This is a genomic window from Acidiferrobacterales bacterium (assembly GCA_028820695.1).
Lineage (GTDB): Bacteria > Pseudomonadota > Gammaproteobacteria > Arenicellales > JAJDZL01 > JAJDZL01.
Genome location: JAPPIB010000042.1, coordinates 88,538 through 108,093, shown reverse-complemented (window position 1 = coordinate 108,093; position 19,556 = coordinate 88,538). Strand labels below are relative to the sequence as shown.

At 55.9% G+C, this 19,556-nt stretch carries 12 protein-coding genes; 5 read left to right on the top strand and 7 right to left on the bottom strand.

The genetic code is table 11. The features are described from left to right. Positions 1-35 precede the first annotated feature (35 nt). From mutL to OXI60_06225, 4 genes are read right to left on the bottom strand one after another with little or no spacing between them, the layout of a single operon-like run. A complete protein-coding gene (gene mutL / locus OXI60_06240) occupies positions 36-1,847 on the bottom strand; it encodes a DNA mismatch repair endonuclease MutL (GenBank protein MDE0309416.1) in 1,812 nt (603 codons plus the stop codon). Further along, positions 1,847-3,010 carry an N-acetylmuramoyl-L-alanine amidase gene (locus OXI60_06235; protein MDE0309415.1) on the bottom strand — a complete coding sequence of 388 codons (1,164 nt, stop codon included), beginning with the start codon at positions 3,008-3,010 and terminating at the stop codon, positions 1,847-1,849. The genes mutL and OXI60_06235 overlap by 1 nt, the downstream gene beginning before the upstream one ends. A 1-nt stretch (position 3,011) precedes the next feature. Then, complete coding sequence (gene tsaE / locus OXI60_06230; GenBank protein MDE0309414.1) at positions 3,012-3,494, bottom strand: tRNA (adenosine(37)-N6)-threonylcarbamoyltransferase complex ATPase subunit type 1 TsaE; 483 nt, start codon at positions 3,492-3,494, stop codon at positions 3,012-3,014. After that, positions 3,475-4,959, bottom strand: coding sequence for an NAD(P)H-hydrate dehydratase (locus OXI60_06225; GenBank protein ID MDE0309413.1), 1,485 nt, complete (start codon positions 4,957-4,959; stop codon positions 3,475-3,477). Before OXI60_06225 ends, tsaE begins: the two co-directional genes overlap by 20 nt. A 597-nt stretch (positions 4,960-5,556) precedes the next feature. Here OXI60_06225 and OXI60_06220 point away from each other — a divergent pair. Next, on the top strand, positions 5,557-12,528 hold the full coding sequence (locus tag OXI60_06220; protein ID MDE0309412.1) for a hypothetical protein: 6,972 nt from the start codon (positions 5,557-5,559) through the stop codon (positions 12,526-12,528). 24 nt (positions 12,529-12,552) lie between these two features. Here OXI60_06220 and OXI60_06215 read toward each other — a convergent pair whose 3' ends face one another. Continuing rightward, complete coding sequence (locus OXI60_06215) at positions 12,553-13,044, bottom strand: hypothetical protein (GenBank protein MDE0309411.1); 492 nt, start codon at positions 13,042-13,044, stop codon at positions 12,553-12,555. A 664-nt stretch (positions 13,045-13,708) separates the two neighbouring features. Between OXI60_06215 and OXI60_06210 the strand changes: the two genes are divergently transcribed. Beyond that, positions 13,709-14,755 carry a Fe(3+) ABC transporter substrate-binding protein gene (locus OXI60_06210; GenBank protein ID MDE0309410.1) on the top strand — a complete coding sequence of 349 codons (1,047 nt, stop codon included), beginning with the start codon at positions 13,709-13,711 and terminating at the stop codon, positions 14,753-14,755. A 738-nt stretch (positions 14,756-15,493) separates the two neighbouring features. Here OXI60_06210 and OXI60_06205 read toward each other — a convergent pair. Next, positions 15,494-15,937: an ISAs1 family transposase gene (locus tag OXI60_06205; GenBank protein MDE0309409.1), complete on the bottom strand. Its 444-nt coding sequence runs from the start codon at positions 15,935-15,937 to the stop codon at positions 15,494-15,496. A 421-nt stretch (positions 15,938-16,358) separates the two neighbouring features. After that, positions 16,359-17,381, bottom strand: coding sequence for a zinc ABC transporter substrate-binding protein (locus OXI60_06200; GenBank protein MDE0309408.1), 1,023 nt, complete (start codon positions 17,379-17,381; stop codon positions 16,359-16,361). 118 nt (positions 17,382-17,499) lie between these two features. On the opposite strand from OXI60_06200, the gene OXI60_06195 reads away from it, so the two are divergent. The 3 genes from OXI60_06195 to OXI60_06185 are packed head-to-tail and all read left to right on the top strand — an operon-like array spanning position 17,500 to position 19,484. Continuing rightward, on the top strand, positions 17,500-18,234 hold the full coding sequence (locus OXI60_06195) for an ATP-binding cassette domain-containing protein (protein MDE0309407.1): 735 nt from the start codon (positions 17,500-17,502) through the stop codon (positions 18,232-18,234). Positions 18,235-18,268: 34 nt separating this feature from the next. Beyond that, complete coding sequence (locus OXI60_06190; protein MDE0309406.1) at positions 18,269-19,099, top strand: metal ABC transporter permease; 831 nt, start codon at positions 18,269-18,271, stop codon at positions 19,097-19,099. Between the two features lie 7 nt (positions 19,100-19,106). Then, the gene (locus tag OXI60_06185; protein MDE0309405.1) at positions 19,107-19,484 is read left to right on the top strand and encodes a hypothetical protein; all 378 of its coding nucleotides are present in this window, start codon (positions 19,107-19,109) and stop codon (positions 19,482-19,484) included. Positions 19,485-19,556: the final 72 nt, after the last annotated feature.

The following is a 19,556-nucleotide window of genomic DNA, read 5'->3' as shown; positions in this document are numbered from 1 at the left end:
GCTTTCAGGGGTCGCGTTCTTGGGTAACTTCAGCTCTAGCGTCCTCGATAGAACAACTTGTCAAGTTCGTCGATGGAAAACTGCTTCCAGGTGGGTCGACCGTGACTGCAATAACCGGAATTCTCCGTCGCTTCCATCTGCCGCAACAATCCGTTCATCTGAGGAATGCTGAGTTGATGATTCGCCCGAATCGCGGTGTGGCAGGAAATCGAGGCCAAGATCTCGTTCCGAATGTGCTCCACCCGCTTGGAGTCGTCGTGTTCGATCAGATCCGCGATGATATCGCGCACGATCTGCCCGGCGTCGGTGTCGCCCAGAAATTCCGGCACTGAACGTATGCAGACAACATTCTCACCAGAAATGGTTATGTCGAATCCGAGATGGGCCAGCGCTTCGCTGTAATTCATGGCAGCGTCTGCTTCCTGTGTTGTCATCATTACGATGATCGGCACAATCAATTCCTGAGACTTCAGTTGCGAATTCTCAAAGTCTCTTTTCAGTTGTTCATACGTGATCCGTTCGTGCGAGGCATGCATATCAACTATAACCAGCCCCTTTTCGTTCTCGGCAAGTATGTAGGCTCCACCGAGTTGAGCCAGCGCGAAACCAAGCGGAGGAATGTCCGCATCGGTCGCAGTTTCAGTACCGGACAAGGACGAATGCCCGATACCCGGACGTCCGCCGGACAACGCAGTCCAATCGCTGTCGGGCCGCAGCGGGAATGATCCCTGCAAGGGAGTTGGAAAGGAGTGGTGAGTATGAGGTTGCGATGATGCGGCCGTTGATATGCGCAGACCCGGTCGCTCACTTCTCAGAGCACCGCTGACAGCGCGAAGCACTGCCCGATAGACATCGTTGTGCCTGCGAAAACGAACCTGCGACTTGGTCGGATGTACATTGACATCGACTGACTTCGGATCGGCCTCCAGATACAGCACACACAGAGGAAATCTCGATGAATCATACAGTACGTCCACGTATGCCTGCCGGACAGCATGCATGATCCGGCGATCCTGGATGCTACGGCCGTTTACGAACAGGTATTGACGGTCCGGCTGGGAGCGGGTCTGATCAGGCGTGCTCACCCATCCGCTTATTTTCATATCGTCCCAAGTCAGTTCCACCCGGATGCAAGTGTCGCCGAAGTCATCTCCCAAAACCGTTGCCAGACGTGTGCGCATGGAGTCCTCATCGGAGACCGCCTGGTATCGGGTTGCACGATTCTTGTTGTGGGTGAACACGAAATGGATATCGGTGCGCGCCAAAACCATCTGTCTTACGAGCCGATCCAGATGAGAATACTCTGTGTTTTCCGCTCTCAGAAATTTCCTTCGGGCCGGAACATTGAAGAACAGGTCCATAGTCTCTACAGTGGTACCAACCTCGTGCTGAATGGGTTGTGGTCGCGAAAGCATACCGTCCCCCTCACAACGCACGTGCCAGCCATGACTATCCTGAGCAGTTCGGGTTGACAGGTTGACCCGGGCGACCGAAGCGATGCTTGGCAGAGCCTCACCGCGAAATCCCATAGTCTCGATCAATTCAATGTCATCGAATTGATTCAACTTGCTGGTGGCATGACGGGACAGGGCGAGTTCTATCTCATCATGCGGGATTCCGCAGCCATCGTCCCGTACCAGCAGGCTCTGGGTGCCGCCGGAATGCGCTTGTATCTCTATATTGCGGGCACCGGAGTCGATACTGTTCTCAATCAGCTCTTTCAGTACCGAAGCAGGACGCTCCACCACCTCTCCGGCGGCGATCTTGTTGATTACATTGTCGTCAAGAACTCTGATTCTCGACTTAGGCGGCACTTGACGAAATGGGGTTTGTGTAGTGGTAGCCATCAATTACTGGCAGTTCTCCAATCATCCTGAGTCCAGGAGTTTTCCCTGACAAATTGTACAACAGCTTTGCCGATACCCTTGATCAGCCGGTCCTGATAGGCATCGGTTTTCAGTTTCTTCTCCTCTGCAGGATTCGAGATGAATCCGACCTCAATCAGAATGGAAGGAATCTGCGGTGCCTTGAGCACCACAAAGCCGGCCTGTTCGACCATATTGCCATGCATCCTGGCGATGCTTGAGAGTCGCAATCTGACTTTTGCGCCAATATCAAGACTGCGTTCGATCTGCTTGTCGAGTGCGAGGCCGGCCATTACATCGACGACAGCATCGTCGTAACCGGACAAATTCTCGCCGCCGAGCAAATCGGTTGAATTTTCCTTGTTCGCGATCGCCCTCGCACGTTCACTGGTTGCACCTTTGGTTGACAGTGCGAATACTGAAACACCATGTGCACTTCTTCGGGTGAATGCATCCGCGTGGATCGAAATAAACAGGTCGGCATTTTTCTCTTCTGCGATCTGAGTGCGTCTGCGCAGTGGAATATAGTAGTCCCCTTTTCTGGTCAGTTCAGCACGAAATCCGGCCTGGCTGTCAATAAACCTCTTTAGTTTCTTTGATATTTGCAGGACAAGATGCTTTTCATAGGTCTTTCTTGCGCCAATCGCACCCGGGTCCTCACCGCCATGGCCTGCATCAATCACGACCAGAAAGTCGGTTTTGTTGGCAACTTTCTGTTTCGGCTCAATTCGCTTCGGCTGCGTCGGCGAACTGATGTCAACAACCAACCTGTCACCGTAAATGTCATTTGGGCGCAAAGTGAAGTGCTCGTGGCTGACTTTAGAGTTGAGATCCAGCACGAAACGTACAGTACCTTCCTGGCCACCGACCCTGAATGAGCTGATCAGGGGGCCAAGTTTTGATTTGGCCGGTACTTTGCCGACAAACTCTCCCGGTGCAATGTCGATGACGATACGAGAGGGATTGTCAAGTTCAAAAATGTTGTAAAAGACGCTGTCACTGACGTCAAGAACAACTCGGGTTCGTTCAGGCGAGTTCCAGACTCTGACGTCGGTGACGGTTGCCGCCCAAAGCTGCGACGATGGCATCGCAAAACATGACAGCAGGATCAGACGAATGAATACCGAATCCAACTTGCTTGCCATCTCACTCCAGCACTCCATCTGACTCACGAGGAAATTCCACAATTCTTGCGTCCCCGGCGTGACGCAGGCCAATGCGCATGTCCGCGTCCGGAATGATGTCAGCACCGTTTTGCGGCCACTCGATAAACCACGCCCAATCATCCTTTGTGAACTCATCGAGTCCAATCAGAGCCAGTTCCTGTGGATTCTCAATCCGATAAAGATCGAGGTGCAGCAATTCCAGACCGTCAGGCGTCGTGTATGTCTCCATGATTGAGAATGTCGGACTCGGAATCGCTCCGGTTATACCCAAATTTCGAAAAACCGAACGGACCAACGTCGTTTTCCCAGCCCCGAGATCGCCTTCAAAATACATGCAACTACCGCATCGAACATTATGCGCCAGATATTCGCTCAGGTCCGTAACTTTGCGCCGAGAGTTGATAATCCATTGTGTCTGCATGTCCAGCTCGCTACGCCCCGATTCAAGCATCGTCGAGTACATGGTTGACGGCTCTTCGGATTCCGGGCAACAAATCGGTTGCCATCAACCCGACCTGACCCTGATCGGCCGCACTCTCGTCTCCTGCAACTGCATGTATCCACACGCCGGCCCTGGCTGCAACTGCCATATTTGTTCCTGCACCCCAGATACCGCAGATCACACCGGTGAGCACATCACCCATTCCTGCGGTCGCCATTCCGGGATTTCCTCGCATGCAAATCCAGTTCTCCTCATTCGTTGAGATGACGGTGTTTTGGCCTTTGAGCACACAGACTCCACCGTATCGTTCGACGATTTTGGATGCCGTGTTCAATCGTTCTGTTCTGATCATATCTGTCGTCGTTCCCAGCAATCTGGCGGCCTCGCCAAGATGCGGGGTCAGTATCCAATTGTCGCTTGCCAGTCCGGTTCCAGCAAGTGCTGTCAACCCATCTGCATCCACAACAATCCTCTTGTCCGACTTTCCAACAATCTCAACACTCTTGCGAGCCAAATCGCTCAGTCCGAGTCCGGGACCAATGCCGATAACGTCGTGAATTTCGATCAGCCTTTCCAGATCGGACGTTTCAGCAACATTGTGAATCCTGACCTCCACTGAGTGCAGGGGGACGAGAGACGTTCCGCCACCCAACGTCGCAATTGACACCAAGCCGGCACCGGAGCGATAGGCAGCCTGTGCTGCCATCAAGGCGGCACCTTCCATTGACTCACTCCCACCGATGATCAAGACCTGGCCGACGCTGTTTTTGTAGGCAGCACGCTTTCGAATTGGAATCCTGGGGCCAAACTCGTTCGGATCCACCAGACTTGCGACGTTTCCGACCTTGCCATACGCGTCTTTCGGTACATCAAGAGTATCGATGTACAGGCGACCGACGTGTTCGCTCGCCGGGAGACAGAACAAGCCCAACTTGGGCGAAATGAATGTCACGGTAGCGCCAGCGACGACCGCAGGACCAACCAGCGCGCCTGAATCCGAATCCACCCCGGTTGGAACATCCAGCGACATCACCCGTTTAGAAGTTCGATTGACCACATTCACCGCATCAGCCATCCGACCGGTAATTTTCTTGTTCAATCCGATACCAAGCAACGCATCGATCACAACATCAAACTCCGAACATCCGCTGTCAAGGCGGTCAGGCGCAAGTTTACCCCCGCGATCTTGGAACTTCTCTTTCGCCGTACGTGCTTGTGTTGTCTTCGGTTCGTTGGTAAAGCGAACCTCGACATCCATTCCAGCGTCGAGTGCCTCGGATGCGAAAACATAACCGTCTCCGCCGTTATTGCCGGATCCGCAAAGGACGGCGATTTTCCGGCACTGCGGCCATAATTCCCGCAACTTCGCGAACGCTCCGCGGCCTGCGCGCTGCATCAGTTCGTAGCCAGAAATACCGTAATCCCGCCTTACGAGATCCTCAATTTCTATCGACTGCTGAGTTGAATGGATAGGGAGTGGATGCACGAATTCACGTGTTGATCTAGGTCGTTGAACGCGATGATTCGGCTCAATTCTGTCATGGGTACACTGATGCGAAATTATATCATGCGCCTACCTTGCAAAATCCTCGACTGCAGGTCCCTAAATTCGAACGAAAAGAGCCAGCCCCGCAGGTAAATTTTTGCGGCGGTTGTACAATTTTTTATCTTTTTTTAGCGTGGGAAAGTCTTACTTGATGCTTTGGGTTTTTGATATACTGCGGCTACATTCGGCGGCACGCTCTTCGGGGCGTTAGCATTTTGGGCTGTACGATATTTGGGGCCTTGGGGTCCAGAACGGAGGGAATTGTGATGGATTCGAAGCGGACGGTATGGGCGCGATTGCAACAAGCGTTGGGATGTGGCAGTGTTTTGACGAGGACAATAAAGTCGAACCGCCTTTCCTGCGTCTTCGCGGCGGCACCGTCTAAGGCACTCCGCCCCCCCCCGACCCACTTCTTCCTCCGATAGTTTTTATTCCCCTTCCACTCGCTGCCTGCGCCGTTTAGCGGCCGCACTGCTACTCTCCCTGCCCCTGCTTTTCGGCCTCGCCGCCCCGGCCGCTGCGCAGACGAACATCACGGTGTCCCTCAGCGCGGATGCCGATGCCAACGAGGGCAACTCGGGCACGACGGACAAGGTCTTCCACATTACCTCTTCGTCGACCTTGTCGCAGGATGTCACAGTACAATTGTGCATCAGCGGAGGAACGGCGACCAGGGCCACCCCACAAACCGGTTCCCCTAACGTCTCTGCATTTACGTTTTCCGGTGCTGAAGACTACATCACATTTGGGTCGACTGGTTTTCTCTTTCCCGGCTGCTCCACACAAGACTATGATTTCAGCACAAACACAAGATACGACGGAGCCTTCATCCGCATCCGCGGCGACACCACCAGCGAGCCCAGCGAGACGATCATTGCCACGATCTCCCTGGTCAACCCACCAGCCGGTGTGACGCTCGGCACCTCCACGGCGACCTACACGATCCAGAACGACGACGACCCGTATGTGACGATCTCGGGCGGTCCGGCGGTGACGGAGGGCACGGCGGCGACCTTCACGGTGAAGTCCGACCCGGAGCCAAGCGCGAACCTGGATGTCGACGTGAACGTCACCCAGAGCGGGTCTTTCGTGGCGGGTGGCAACCTGGGCTCCAAGACCGTGCGGATCCCCGCCAACCAGTCCTCCGCGTCCTATACCGTCGCCACGCAGGCCGACACCACGGATGAACCGAACGGCAGCGTGACGGTGACGCTGAACAGCGGCACCGGCTACAGTGTGGGCAACCCGTCCTCGGCCACGGTGACGGTCGAGGATGACGACGAGGTGGCACTGTCCATCACCGCCCCCGCCGATGCGGACGAGGGAGATTCGAGCACGACGGACAAGACCTTCACGGTGAGTCTGTCGCAGAGCGTGTCGAGTATCGTCTCTTATCAGATCTGCTTCAGCGGCACGGCGTCCCGGGGAAACGGCGCGGGCGATGACTATCGGAGACTGGTCAGCGGCGCGCCCAACACAAGCAGGTGCACGAATACCGCCGTGTCTGCGGGAAAGACGTCCGAAACGAGATTCGGCATACGGGTCCGCGGCGACACCACCGTCGAGTCCGATGAGACGGTCATCGCCACCATATCCTTCTTTGGCAATCCCCCCGCCGGCGTCACCTTGGGCACCGCCACGGCGACCTACACGATCAAGAACGACGACACGGCGACGGCATCCATCAGCGCTCCCGTCGATGCGGCCGAGGGGGATACGGGCACGACGGACAAGTCCTTCACGGTGAGCCTGTCGGATGCGGTTTCGTCCACGGTCCAGACACGGGTCTGCTACAGCGGCACGGCAACCCGGGGCGCAAGCGCAGGCGATGACTACCAGAAGCTGCTCGGCGGATCGGTCAACAACCTGGCCTGCTCAAATGTTGCCTTTTCTGCCGGACAAACCAGCTTCACCACTTTCGGCATGCGGATCAATGGCGACACAACCGCTGAGTCCGACGAGACGATCATCGCCACGCTGTCCCTGGTCAGTCCCCCAACCGGTGTGACCCTGGGCACGTCCACCGCGACCTACACGGTCGAGGACGACGACTCCGACACGACCGCGCCCCGCGTGACCTCGATCGAGCGCCAGTCCCCGTCCTCCTCGCCGACCAACAGCCGAAGCCTGACCTGGCGGGTGACCTTCGACGAGGCGGTGCAGAACGTGAACGCGGCGGATTTCGCCGTTTCACTCGTTCCAAACTCCAACGTTGCGCCCGGCGGCAACATCACGCTGGCCGTGTCGCAGGTGGAGAGCACGAACGCATACGACGTCGCCGCCTCGACAAGCCTCGATTCTAGCACTGTCTACCTGATCTTCACGAGTGCCCAGGACATCGAGGACGAGGCCGGCAACGCGCTTTCCGACACCACGCCCACGGGCGACAACCACAACAGCTTCAAAGTGGACCGCATCGCGCCGGTGGTTTCCTCGGTCGAGCGCCAGTCCCCGACCACCTCGCCGACCGATGCCGACAGCCTGACCTGGCAGGTGACCTTCGACGGGGTGGTGTTGAACGTGAACGCGGCGGACTTCGAGGTCTCGGGCACCACCGCCACGGTGACCGGCGCCTCGCAGGTCGGCGAAACCAACGCTTATGACGTCACCGTCTCCGGCGGCGATCTGGACAATCTCAAGGGCACGGTGACGCTGAGCTTCGCGAGTGCCCAGGACATCGAGGACGAGGCCGGCAACGCGCTTTCCAACACCACGCCCACGGGCACCAACGACAACACCTACGTGATTGACAACGCCAACTTCTTCGTGAGTGCGATGGAGCGTCGCGAGCCGACTGCGGAGACGACGAATTCCGACGTCCTGACCTGGCGGGTGACATTCTCCAAGGCGCCGCTTAACGTGGACGCGGCCGACTTCGAGGTCTCGGGCACCACGGCCCGGATCACCGGGGTGGCGAAGATCTCCGCTGAGGTCTACCACGTCTTCGTCTCCGGCGGCGACCTGTACGACCTCAACGGCACGGTGACGCTCGGTTTCGCGAGCGATCAGAACATCGAGGACTCCGAAGGCAACGCGCTCGACACGGTGCGAAGGGGCGACACCAACGACAACAGCTTCACGATGGCGAACACCTGGACCGTGTCCTTCTCGCAGCCGGAGTACCGCGTGCGCGAGGGCGGCGGGATGCAGGTGACGGTGACGCTGTCGAGCCCGCGGCTTGCGGCCACGCCGGTCCGGATCGCGATGAGCTCGCCCATTGGTGGCGCAACCGGCCACGGCGTCGATTACGACAGCAGCGACATCGCGCTCACCATCCGGCCGCTTCGGACCAGCGCGACCGCGACGATCTCCACCGTCGCGGATTCGCTGAAGGAAGGGGAGGAGCGGTTCGACCTGGTCATCGTCCCCGGCAGCCTTCCCGCCGGCGTGACGCGGGGCACGGGAGTTGCGCTTGGCATCATCGAGCCGCCGATCGGGGAGGTTCCGGGTCTGGTGTTTGACCGCACGCACCTCACCTGGAACGAGGCCGACGGCTGCGACGGCAATCACGGGCCGAGCTACAAGGTGAAGCTGCGGACAGAACCGCCGGGCGAGGTGCCGGTTGTCGTGCAGGATCCCAACGACCGCTTCGGCTCACGCACCCCCGGGGCGGAGATGAACCGCGTTTTCGTCGGGAACAATGACGGTGGCCGCAACCGCAAGGGCTTGTGGCTGACCTTCACGCCGGGCAACTGGAACGAGTGGCAGACTGTCAAGGCGAGGGTTGCCTGCGCCGACCATTACCTGAAGCCAGTGCCGCTCCTGCACACCGTGCGGGCGATGTATCCGGTGACGCGCGACGGCACGGTCACCAACGACGTGTATCCCGGCGCCACCGGCAAAAGCTGGACGGTGTCGGTCGATGTCAGGGAGAACGATCCGCCGATCGAGGTCCTGGACCTGCCTCCGGCGGGCGGGGAGATTGCCGTCGAAGAGGGCCGTCACAAGGAGTTTCGGATCCGCGTCAGCAAGCAACTCATTCCCGATGGCAGCCGCAAGCGGATCGGTGTCTATGTCGGCACCTGGTTAAAAGGGGTGGCGAGCGCCACCCGGCGGGACGGGCAGGCACTCCCTGCCGGAACCTATGACGACAATCTGACCTTTACAGCCTCGAAGCGCGAGCATGTGGTGCGCCTGCGCGGCCACAGCGCGAGCTATACCGGCGGCTGCACCACCGACAACGGCGGTGCCTGTCCGTCGCCGGACAGGACCGAACTGCGGGTCACGGCGATCAACCTGACCTGGGGAAGGGACGGGACGCACTCATGGCGGCTGACATGGCCGGTGACGGTCTTCGAGCCCGGCCAGGCGGCTCCCCAGACGAACAGCGCACCCGCGGTTGAGATTCCCACCGCGGCGGTCTCCAACGTCAATGTCGCTGCGGTGGACGATGCGAGTGCAACAGTGACCTGGGATGCGGTAGAGCATGCGACCTCCTACGGGGTGTCGTGGAAGGCCGTGGGCAGCGACCCGCTGGCGCCTTTGACCGGCACCGTGCCCGACGTGACGGGCACCTCGGCGACCATCCGGCACGAGTCTTCGGAGCCGATGACGCTCACCGTGACGGTGACGCCCCAGTACCTGGACGGGAACAGCCAGGTGCAGCCGCTCGACAGCCTTGCCCGAACGGCGACGCTCGATGTGGCGCCGCTCGGCACACAGCAAAGCGCCGACACCCGGGCAGCCTGCGCGTCCGACGAGCTCAAGGCCACCGCCGAGCACTACTATGACATGAACGAGACCCATTCGGTGCGAGGGGCGAGGTGGTTCCGGGTGCTGATGGCCTTTGGCGAGCGCAAGGCGTCGGACTGGACGGCGGATGGCCGCACCCTGACACCGTTCACCGCCGCCGAGGCGCGTGAGCGGGAGAAGTCGTGGCACGGCTGGGAGCCTTTCCTGACGGCGCTCGAATGCCTGGAGACGGCGGCAGTTCAGCCGACACAGGTGAAGCAGGATTCCGTGCCGGTGGTGGCCGTGGTGTCTGGCACGATTGGCGGTGAAGTGACAGAAGGTGTGGCGGCGGGCTTCCTGCTCAAGGCGGTCCCGGCTCCGCAATCCGACCTGACGGTCGAATACACCGTCGCCCAGAGCGGTGCGGTGCTCGCCGCACCCGGTGCGGGCAGCCGCACGGTGACGATACCGGCCGGGCAGGCGGAAACCCCCTTGACGGTTGCAACAGACGACGATGCCGTGGACGAGGCCAGCGGCTCGGTGAGTGTGACTTTCGATACCGGCACCGGCTACACGGTGGCCGCAGGTGAGGCGAGCGCCTCGGTAACGGTGCGCGACAATGACGAAGCTGAGTCTCTGTCCGAAGTCAGCATCGCGGCCGGCGATGCGGTGACAGAGGGCGCTTCGGCCACTTTTACGATCACGGCCAGCCCGGCGCCGTCGGCGGCGCTCGATGTGACCGTGACGGTCACCGAGACGGGCGACTTCGCCGCGTCGGGCGCAACCGGATCGATAACCGTGAGCATTCCGGTCTCCGGCAGCGCTGCGTTTTCGGTGGCGACAGACGACGACAGCGCGGACGAAGCCGACGGTTCGATCACCGCGACGCTTGATCCCGGCACCGGCTACACGGTAGCGGCCGCGCCTGACGATGCGGCATCGGTCAAGGTCAGTGACAACGACGTCTCGGGCACCGGTCCGGTTTTAACGATCGGCGATGAGAGCGTCAACGAGAAGGACAAGCTGATGTGGTTCACTGTGAAGCTCTCCTCCGCCTCGGAGCAGGCGGTGTCGGTGTACTGGCGCACGCGCGAGTCCACGCCGGTGTCGGCCGAGGAGGGCCAGGACTATTTTGCGATGGACCAGGTGCTGCAGTTGTGGGCGGGCCAGACTGAGAAGCGGTTCTGGGTCTATATCTACAATGACAGTCACGATGAGGGGGCGGAGACATTTGAGGTGGAGCTGTACAGTCCAAGCGGTGCGGTAATCGATGACGGGGTTGCGGTGGGTACGATCGTGAATTCGGATCCGATGCCGGCGGCGTGGCTGTCGCGCTTCGGTCGCGCTGCGGCGGAACAGGCGCTCGACGGTATTGCCGGGCGCATGGCGGCGCCGCGTATCGAAGGCATGCAGAGTACCCTCGCCGGACAGGCACTGAACTTCGGTTCCGGATCGCAACCGGCGGCGGGCGGCAATGAAATGCCGGGTCGGGTCACCCGCGCCTTTGCTTCCGGCAGCGTCGTCCGGGGCGATGGCGGGATTGGCGCTGGCGCACACAGGCTCGGCTCCGGCCGCGACACCGGAGTGCAGTCGTATTCCATGACGCCCCGCGAGGTGCTGCTTGGCAGCAGCTTCACGCTGACCGGGAAGAAGGACGGTGCGGGCGGCAGCCTGGCCGTTTGGGGCCGGGCGGCGCAGTCGGAGTTCAATGGCAAGGAAGGCGGCTTCTCGCTTGATGGCGACGCCGCCAACGTCATGCTTGGTGCGGATTATGCCCGCGACGACTCGCTGGTCGGGCTGATTTTGATGCAAACGAGCGGCAAGGGCGGGTATGCGGATTCCGCCACCGGGCCTGAAGCCTGTCCCGGCAGCACGGTTGTTTGCAACGGTGCCGTGCGGCATGGCGACGGCGATGTCAAGGCGGCGCTGACTTCGGCGGTGCCTTATGCGGCGCTTAAGGTCTCGGAGCGGTTGAATCTGTGGGGCGCAGCCGGCTACGGCAGCGGCGAGATGACGCTGAAGCCAGACTCGGGCGGCTCGTACCGCTCTGATCTGGCCTGGACGATGGCGGCAGCGGGCCTGCGCGGCGAGGTGATTGAGCCGCAGGCGCACGGATCAGGTCCCGCGCTGGCGGTGACCTCGGACGGCTTGTGGACGCGCACCGTCTCGGACAGGACGAACAGGCTGGCGGCATCGGATTCCGAAGTGACGCGCCTTCGCTTCGGCCTGGAAGGCAGCTACCGGACCGAACTTGAAGCCGGCAGCCGGATCGAGACGAAGTTGGAGGCCGGCGTGCGCCATGACGGCGGCGATGCCGAAACCGGCTTTGGCATCGAACTGGGCGGCGGCATTGCGTGGAGCGACCCGGCCCTTGGCCTTGCGCTCGAAATGTCAGGCCGAAGGCTGGTCACCCACGACGCCGATGGCTTCAAGGAGCGCGGCTACTCGGCTTCGCTCGCCTTTGATCCTGACCCGGTCTCGGCACGCGGCCCGTCGCTCGCGCTTCGCCAGAACTGGGGCGGACAGGCCGAAGGCGGCCTCGATGCGCTGTTCGCCCCCGATCCGGTGGCAGAGCGTTCCCCTAGCAGCACCGCCACCCGCTGGTCGATGGAGGCGGCCTACGGCTTCCCGGTCTTCTCGGGACGCTTCACCGGCAGCCCGAATATGGAACTCGGCCGCGCCACCGGCGTTCGCGATTACCGCCTCGGATGGAAACTGACTCCTGCCTCCCGGGCCGGTGCCGTGGACTTTTCCTTCGACATCCAGGCGACGCGAAGGCACAGCGATGCCGCAGACCCGTTAGACCGCATAGGCTTTGAGTTCAGCGCCCGGTGGTAAGCGTCGCCGGGCGCACTCAGGCTATCATCCTCCACCGGGGACAGTGGCAGTGCCGCCATGCAGGTCGTTTCCGGTTTCCTGTCCCATTGCCGATGCCCGACATGGCGGGGTCAGTTCATCCGGTATCCACAGCTGAACCTGATGCATGGACAGCTGCCTGGTTTTCTTCCAGCGCAAATATAACTCGCAAGAATGCGAATAACTGCAGCCTAACCCCTGCTGCTGCAACTCATACCACAACAGCCGCAACGTGACCTCCTTTTTCTGCTTTTCCCGGTGTACCCAGTCAAAGTCAGTTTCAAACGACGAAGCCGCCTGTGACGACTTGCCATACAGCAGCAACCCTAACTGATCTTCATCAAAACCGCCCGGCAACGGCCACTTTATACCGGTTTGTCCTGTCGCTTTGAACACCTTGTGCACCGCTGCGGTGCTCAGCCCCAATACCTCCGTTATGCGGCGTACCGTCAGGCCGCAATCATGTCGTAAGCGCAGTATCTCCAAATGATTTCTCATCACAACTCTCCTTCTGCTCATGTCTACTATCCTCTTGGTTGATTTGCGTAGTCAAATCTACGATTGAAACCAAAGGCGTCAACATAGTCAAATTGTGCTGAGAAAAGCGGGCGTTAACGGACCTCTAACGGTTTGCAGTTCGGTGAACAACTGCGATGTTCATTTTCACCGGAATCGCGTTCATATTTCGCCAGAATCGCGTTCGTATTCACCAGATTCTTGTTCATATTTCACCAGATTTTGCGTTCGGCACAACTTGCAACAATAGGGCATTGATTTGTGCGTCGCTTCACTGGTTTCTTTCAACTCACATTTAGGGCACTGCCGACCGTCTGACCATCGGAGAAATTCAATGTACGTCATCGCGTTTTTTTCGGAATCAAATCGCTTCATGAACTCATAGAGGCCAACTCGTTTCCCGTCGCTTTTTCGCTTGTCCGCAATAATACTTATCTAACTAATCTCCTGTTTTGACAGTAGAAAGTTATTCTAAAAATGCCACTGTTTCAACTTATCAATATTATTTCCTTAAAAAACTTGACTTCTGTAAATGATAACGATTATCATTTACAGAAAGGTTCGAATTGTTGCTGTAAATGCTATGCGACTTCGGACATGAATGAGAACAATTATCAATTACAATTCGCGATTCGGAAAATTTATTATGAAAAAACAGCTCAAAATACTTAGCCACAGTCTTACAGTTGGCATTTTTATTATTACAGGGTGTTTTGTTCCCGGTCTGGCTGCTGCCGACGCCGGTGAAGTCAATGTCTATTCTGCCCGAAAGGAAGCGCTGATTCTGCCCTTGCTCGAACGCTTCGAGCAACAGCACAATGTCAAGGTAAACCTGGTCACCGGCAAGGCCGATGGATTGTTAAAGCGAATTCAGCTTGAAGGAGCGGCGACCCCTGCAGATGTTTTTATTACCGTCGATGCGGGTCGTTTGCATCGTGCGAAAGAAGCCGAAGTGTTCATGCAACTCAATAGCGATGCTGTGAACACAGCTGTTCCAGAGCATCTGCGTGATGCTGATGGCTATTGGACCGCCCTTTCAAAACGGGCGCGAACAATTATCTATGCAAAAGACCGGGTCGACGCAGGCAAGCTTTCCACATACGAGGCGCTTGTCGACCCGCATTGGAAAGGCAGAGTCTGCATACGCTCATCTGGAAACATCTACAACCAGTCTTTGGTCTCATCGATGATTGAAGCGATCGGAGAGTCGGAAACACAAAAATGGGCAACTGCGTTTGTTCCAAATTTCGCCCGTCCGCCTACCGGCGGTGACACCGATCAGATCAAAGCGGTTGCCGCAGGCCAATGTGATCTGGCGATCGCAAACACATATTACTTCGGCCGTCTTTCTGCCAGCGAAAAATCTGAAGACCGTGAACTGGCTTCTCGTGTAAAAGTTTTCTGGCCCAATCAGTCAGACCGGGGCACGCACATCAATGTCAGCGGTGCCGGGATTATCAAGCATACCAAAAATCTGGACAATGCTGTCGCGTTGATTGAATTTCTTCTCGAACCTCAATCGCAGCAGTGGTACGCTGCAGTCAATCATGAATATCCGGTGGTTCCGGGAACTGAAATTTCGGAAATCTTAAAGTCATTTGGCGATTTCAAGTCCGACGATCTGAATCTGTCCAAACTTGGAGTCAACAACCGCAAGGCGGTTAAGGTGATGGATCGCGCCGGGTGGAAATAAAAACCACCTCGCGTAATGAATGTTACTGGTTTCGATTACATCCCCTTTGAAAGTGAGCACATGCAATCTCTGCCGGTTTCGAAATTAATGCGTATCGGGAACACAGCGCAATAAATGACAGGAGAAGAACTATTTAGAATTTAAAGCCTCACCGAGCCGCGTAATGTTTGACGTTAGCGCAGGTTAAATCGAGTTGAGTTGGAATCTGTCAAAAACGTTTTTTAAGTCGGACTAACCCCTTTCTTAGCAACCTTAACTTAAGACAGAGCTTTACTGACACCGACCGATTCGATTGACCTGCGTTGCTTTTTTGCCCTCGCAAAACCTCATGATAAGTCGCATTCGATATTCATTTTCCCTGTCAACAGTGCTGGAGGCATCCTCGCCATTGATCGCCTGTGTCGTTGCCATTCCAATTATTTTTATTGCGCTGCACATTTTTTCCAATGTTGTTCCAATGAAAATGCCGAATTATGGCAACACCTTGCAAGTACGGTTCTGACAGATTACATCGTCAATTCGCTTTGGCTGATGTTGGGGGTGAGCGGCATAACCTTGATGCTCGGTGTACCATCAGCCTGGTCAGGTCTTTCCCATGCTATTTTTTACACGCCAAAATCCTCGGCTGGCAGCATTCAACAAAACGAACATCACTTCAGCTGTGACGGTTATTATCGGTCAGTTCCGACGGATATTTTGAAAATCACGCCGTACGCGTCGGTACGGCCGCGCAAGCCCTTATCGAATGCGAACGCATCCGCAAGCGGATCGCAGCACCTGTGGAACGGAATCAAAGCGGTTCTGTTTGATGATCAGCACCAGTGCAATGTTGTTACACATCGCACGGTTGCTCGGCCCGTTTCCGGTTCGATTCAAACTGGCGTCTTCCCCGAATGTTTTGTCGCGTATGTAATGATTTGATTCGATCTGCCAATGTCCTCTGTTCCAGGCCAATAGTGTCTGTGCATCCGCTTTTTCAGCCGCTACCGATGTAATGCCAAATACCGTCTCAGCGCTTGCGCTACCGGGGTCTTTGAGCACCTCGCGGTCCCGTTCGATGCGAAACACCTGCCGCACCCGTTTGAAATCGAAGCGGTTCGGATCATTGACCTCAAGCACTGCAATGTGACGCTGCTCCAAACGCCCGTGCGCCTTGTCGAGATCTTCGCAGTAATGCCGCACCTTGTGACTCGACCAGCGCATCGACTTTGCCTTGTCGAGCTACAGCGAAGTGTTGTCCTTGAGCGTGAACATATAGTGTGCCTTGCCATCGAATATCAAATCCACCGTCTCGTGCGTCGAATGCAGCGCATCAAGCGTGATCACTCGTCATTTGTGCATCAATCTCTTCAATCGGGGAGATTCATTCTCTTTTTCGAATTGAAGCAGAGCAATTCAATCCGCGTTCGATCTCATGGTATATGGCATCCGCACCGCACGGCAGACTGTCGTAAACAATCTGCCGACTTCCTTCGTGAGAGCAACCTGCCCGCACCCTCACGGATACGGGCTTATCAGATTGAGCTTCAAGAATACCAATTCGGAAGGCAAATGAGTCGCTGTTCTGATACCTCATTCTTAACGTTCAAGATGCCGATGCGAATCAACCCAGACAATCTTTCAGAGAGTTTGCCAAATTGCGTAAGATTTGAAAATAAGCATTCGGTCCGGGCTCAACATCTGCCCCTAGAGGGTCCATTGTTCCGATTTGCAGATCAGTACCTTCACCGATCACTTCCAATGCTCTTGGACTGAACTGTGGTTCCTTGAATGCGCAGGTGGCGCCGGTCTCGCTGATCAATTCGCGCAGTTCCAACAGCCTCTTCGCTCCGGGTGAATACTCTGGATTTACAGTAACTGTGCCAACATTGTTCAATCCCAGCATTTTCTCAAAATATTGATATGCGTCGTGAAACACCACATACGGTGAACTTGCAAATGAACTGGACAAGCTGCGTACTTCCACTTCCGAAGCATCCAGTTTTTGAAGGGTTTTGTTCATGTTCGACACAAACAGTGCCTCATGCTGAGGATAGACTTGGACAAGCTGCTCAGCTGCTTCTTCAGTGATTGCCTTAGCGTTTTCAATGTCTAGCCAGACATGCATGTCATAGCGACCATGCCCGTGTCCGTCATCATGCCCATGGTGCTCATCCGCATCACTGTGATGTTCCTCTTCGTGTCCATCATCATGTTCACTGTGATGTTCCTCTTCGTGTCCATCATCGTGTCCATGTTCCTCTTCGTGTCCTCCCCCGTGCCCGTGATCATGTCCATTCGGAGACTCCCGCGTTTCGTAAAGTTTCAAGCCATGCATCATACCAACCTCGATCACTGTTGTCTCCTCCGACAAGTTGGAGATTGAAGGAGTCAAAGTGGATTCCAAGGACGGGCTGATCCAAAAAACAATATCAGCATTCTCCAACGATCTTGCATTGGAAGGCGTTACCTGGTATCCGTGAACGGAATTCGCACCTCCGATCAGGAGTTCAGGAACATCGAACCCATCTGTCACAGAGGCAACAAGACTGTGAATCGGATTGATGGTGACGACGATCTTGCTGTCGGCCACCGCCGCGTTCGCGAATGCGACCAAAATCAGTAAAACTAAATGTATTCGCTTCATAATTGACCTTAATTACCCTATATTAGTGACGTTATAAAATGTTATATTATAACATTACACTATTCTGCATGAATAACTTCATCTCACTCAAATTACCATTCATTACGGTACGATTCCAATGCTTGCAAGGTTACAATCCGCCGGTGTGATTCGAAACGGACGTTGGCTGATTCGAGACATTGATCTTTCTGTCAGGCAAGGCGAAATCCTTTCGCTGATCGGGCCGAACGGAAGCGGTAAGACAACAGTCGTTAAAGTGATTTCGGGTTCGATTGAACCCGACAAGGGATCGGTATTTCGAGACAATAACGTCAGAATTGGTTACGTACCTCAGTTCGTCACCATCGCTCCCACACTTCCAATGACCGCGCGCCGCCTGATCAATATGACCGAGAAATTCGACGCTATTGAGGTGGATGAAGCACTAGACGAGATGAATATTCTCCATACAGCCAGCCAACCCGTGCAGGAACTCTCCAGCGGCGAGTTTCAACGAGTACTGTTCGCCCGTGCGCTACTCAGGAAACCGGATCTGCTGCTACTCGATGAGCCATCCCAAGGATTGGATTTCAAGGGGGAGATCAAACTCTACAATCAAATCGTCGAAATCAGAGACCGCCTGAACTGCGGAATTCTGATGGTGAGTCACAATCTGCACATGGTCATGGCCAAAACCGATGAGGTCATATGCATCAACTGCCATATATGCTGTGCCGGGACACCAGTCCATGTTGTCAACGATCGATCGTTCGAAGAACTTTTTGGGCAGGAAGCAGCCCGTTCGCATGCGCTTTATCGACATCATCACGACCATAGTCATCTTCCCGATGGCAGCATTGGCGTCTTGCAATGAGACGCGTCGGTAATCTGGCCTGAAAGACGAAACGATGATCGAAGTTTTTGATGATTTCATAAGCCGCGCACTGATTGCTGGAATCGGATTCGCCGTCATTGCCGGTCCACTTGGCTGCTTCGTAGTTTGGCAGAGACTTGCATACTTCGGTGACACAATTGCGCATTCCGCACTGCTCGGTATCGCTTTGGCACTTGCGTTGGACATCAATTTTCTCATTGGAGTTTTCGCAATATGTTTGTTGATCGCATTGATAGTCGGACGTGGTGGTGAAGAATCAATTCTTTCGGCAGATTCCACTCTTGGTGTACTATCTCATTCGACTCTTGCCATAGGACTGGTTATAGTATCGCTGATGTACTGGGTTCGGGTGGATATACTCCATTTTCTGTTTGGTAACATCCTAGCGGTCAGTTGGAGCGAAATTGCGATGATATATAGCGGTGGTGTAGTGATTATCTTCGTGCTGATTCGCAAGTGGAGCAACCTGATCAGCCTGACCGTTGACGAGGAGCTGGCCACTGCAGAAAACATGCAGCCGTTCAATGCTAGAATGCTGATGATGGTGCTGATGGCGGCAATTGTAGCGATCGCGATGAAAATTGTTGGTGTTATTCTAACGGTTTCATTACTGATCATTCCGGCGGCGGCAGCTCGTCATTTTGCAAGATCGCCCGAACAAATGGCCGCTCTGGCAACGGTTTTTGCTGTAATCTCAGTAATACTGGGGATTCTGTCGTCTGTCGAATTCGATACGCCACCGGGTCCGAGTATTGTCGTCAACGCGGTTGGGATTTTTATTGTCGGCATGATCACTACCACAATAATCAGGAAGTTTGGCCGGCGTAGCAGCAAGGCGGTTTAGACTCGTCATGAAACCAATAACACAGAGGCAACAACTGATTTACGACTATCTTCGAGAGAAGAAATCCGCGCAAAGCGCATACGACATTCTTGACGCTTTCACAGAGCATGGTCTGCGCGCTCCGAGCCAGATTTATCGAGAACTCAAAAAACTGCTCGAATGTGGTCTGATTCACAAGGTGGAAAGTCTCAATGCATATATTGCCTGCAATCAAGAGCACGATATGGGGCAATTCGCCGTGGCCATTTGCAACAATTGCCGGGCAGTGAGAGAATTGTCGAACTTGAAGTTAGCAGGCCGTTTTCACTCACTTGATGAATGGGAGGAGTTTATACCCCACAAGCTGATCGTCGAAGTCAAGGGACGATGTTCTAGCTGTAATTGACATAGAGCTTCAAACGTTTGCATTTCGCGACACGACCGGTTGTGCGAGAGAGTCGATTTGTTTATAACCTGA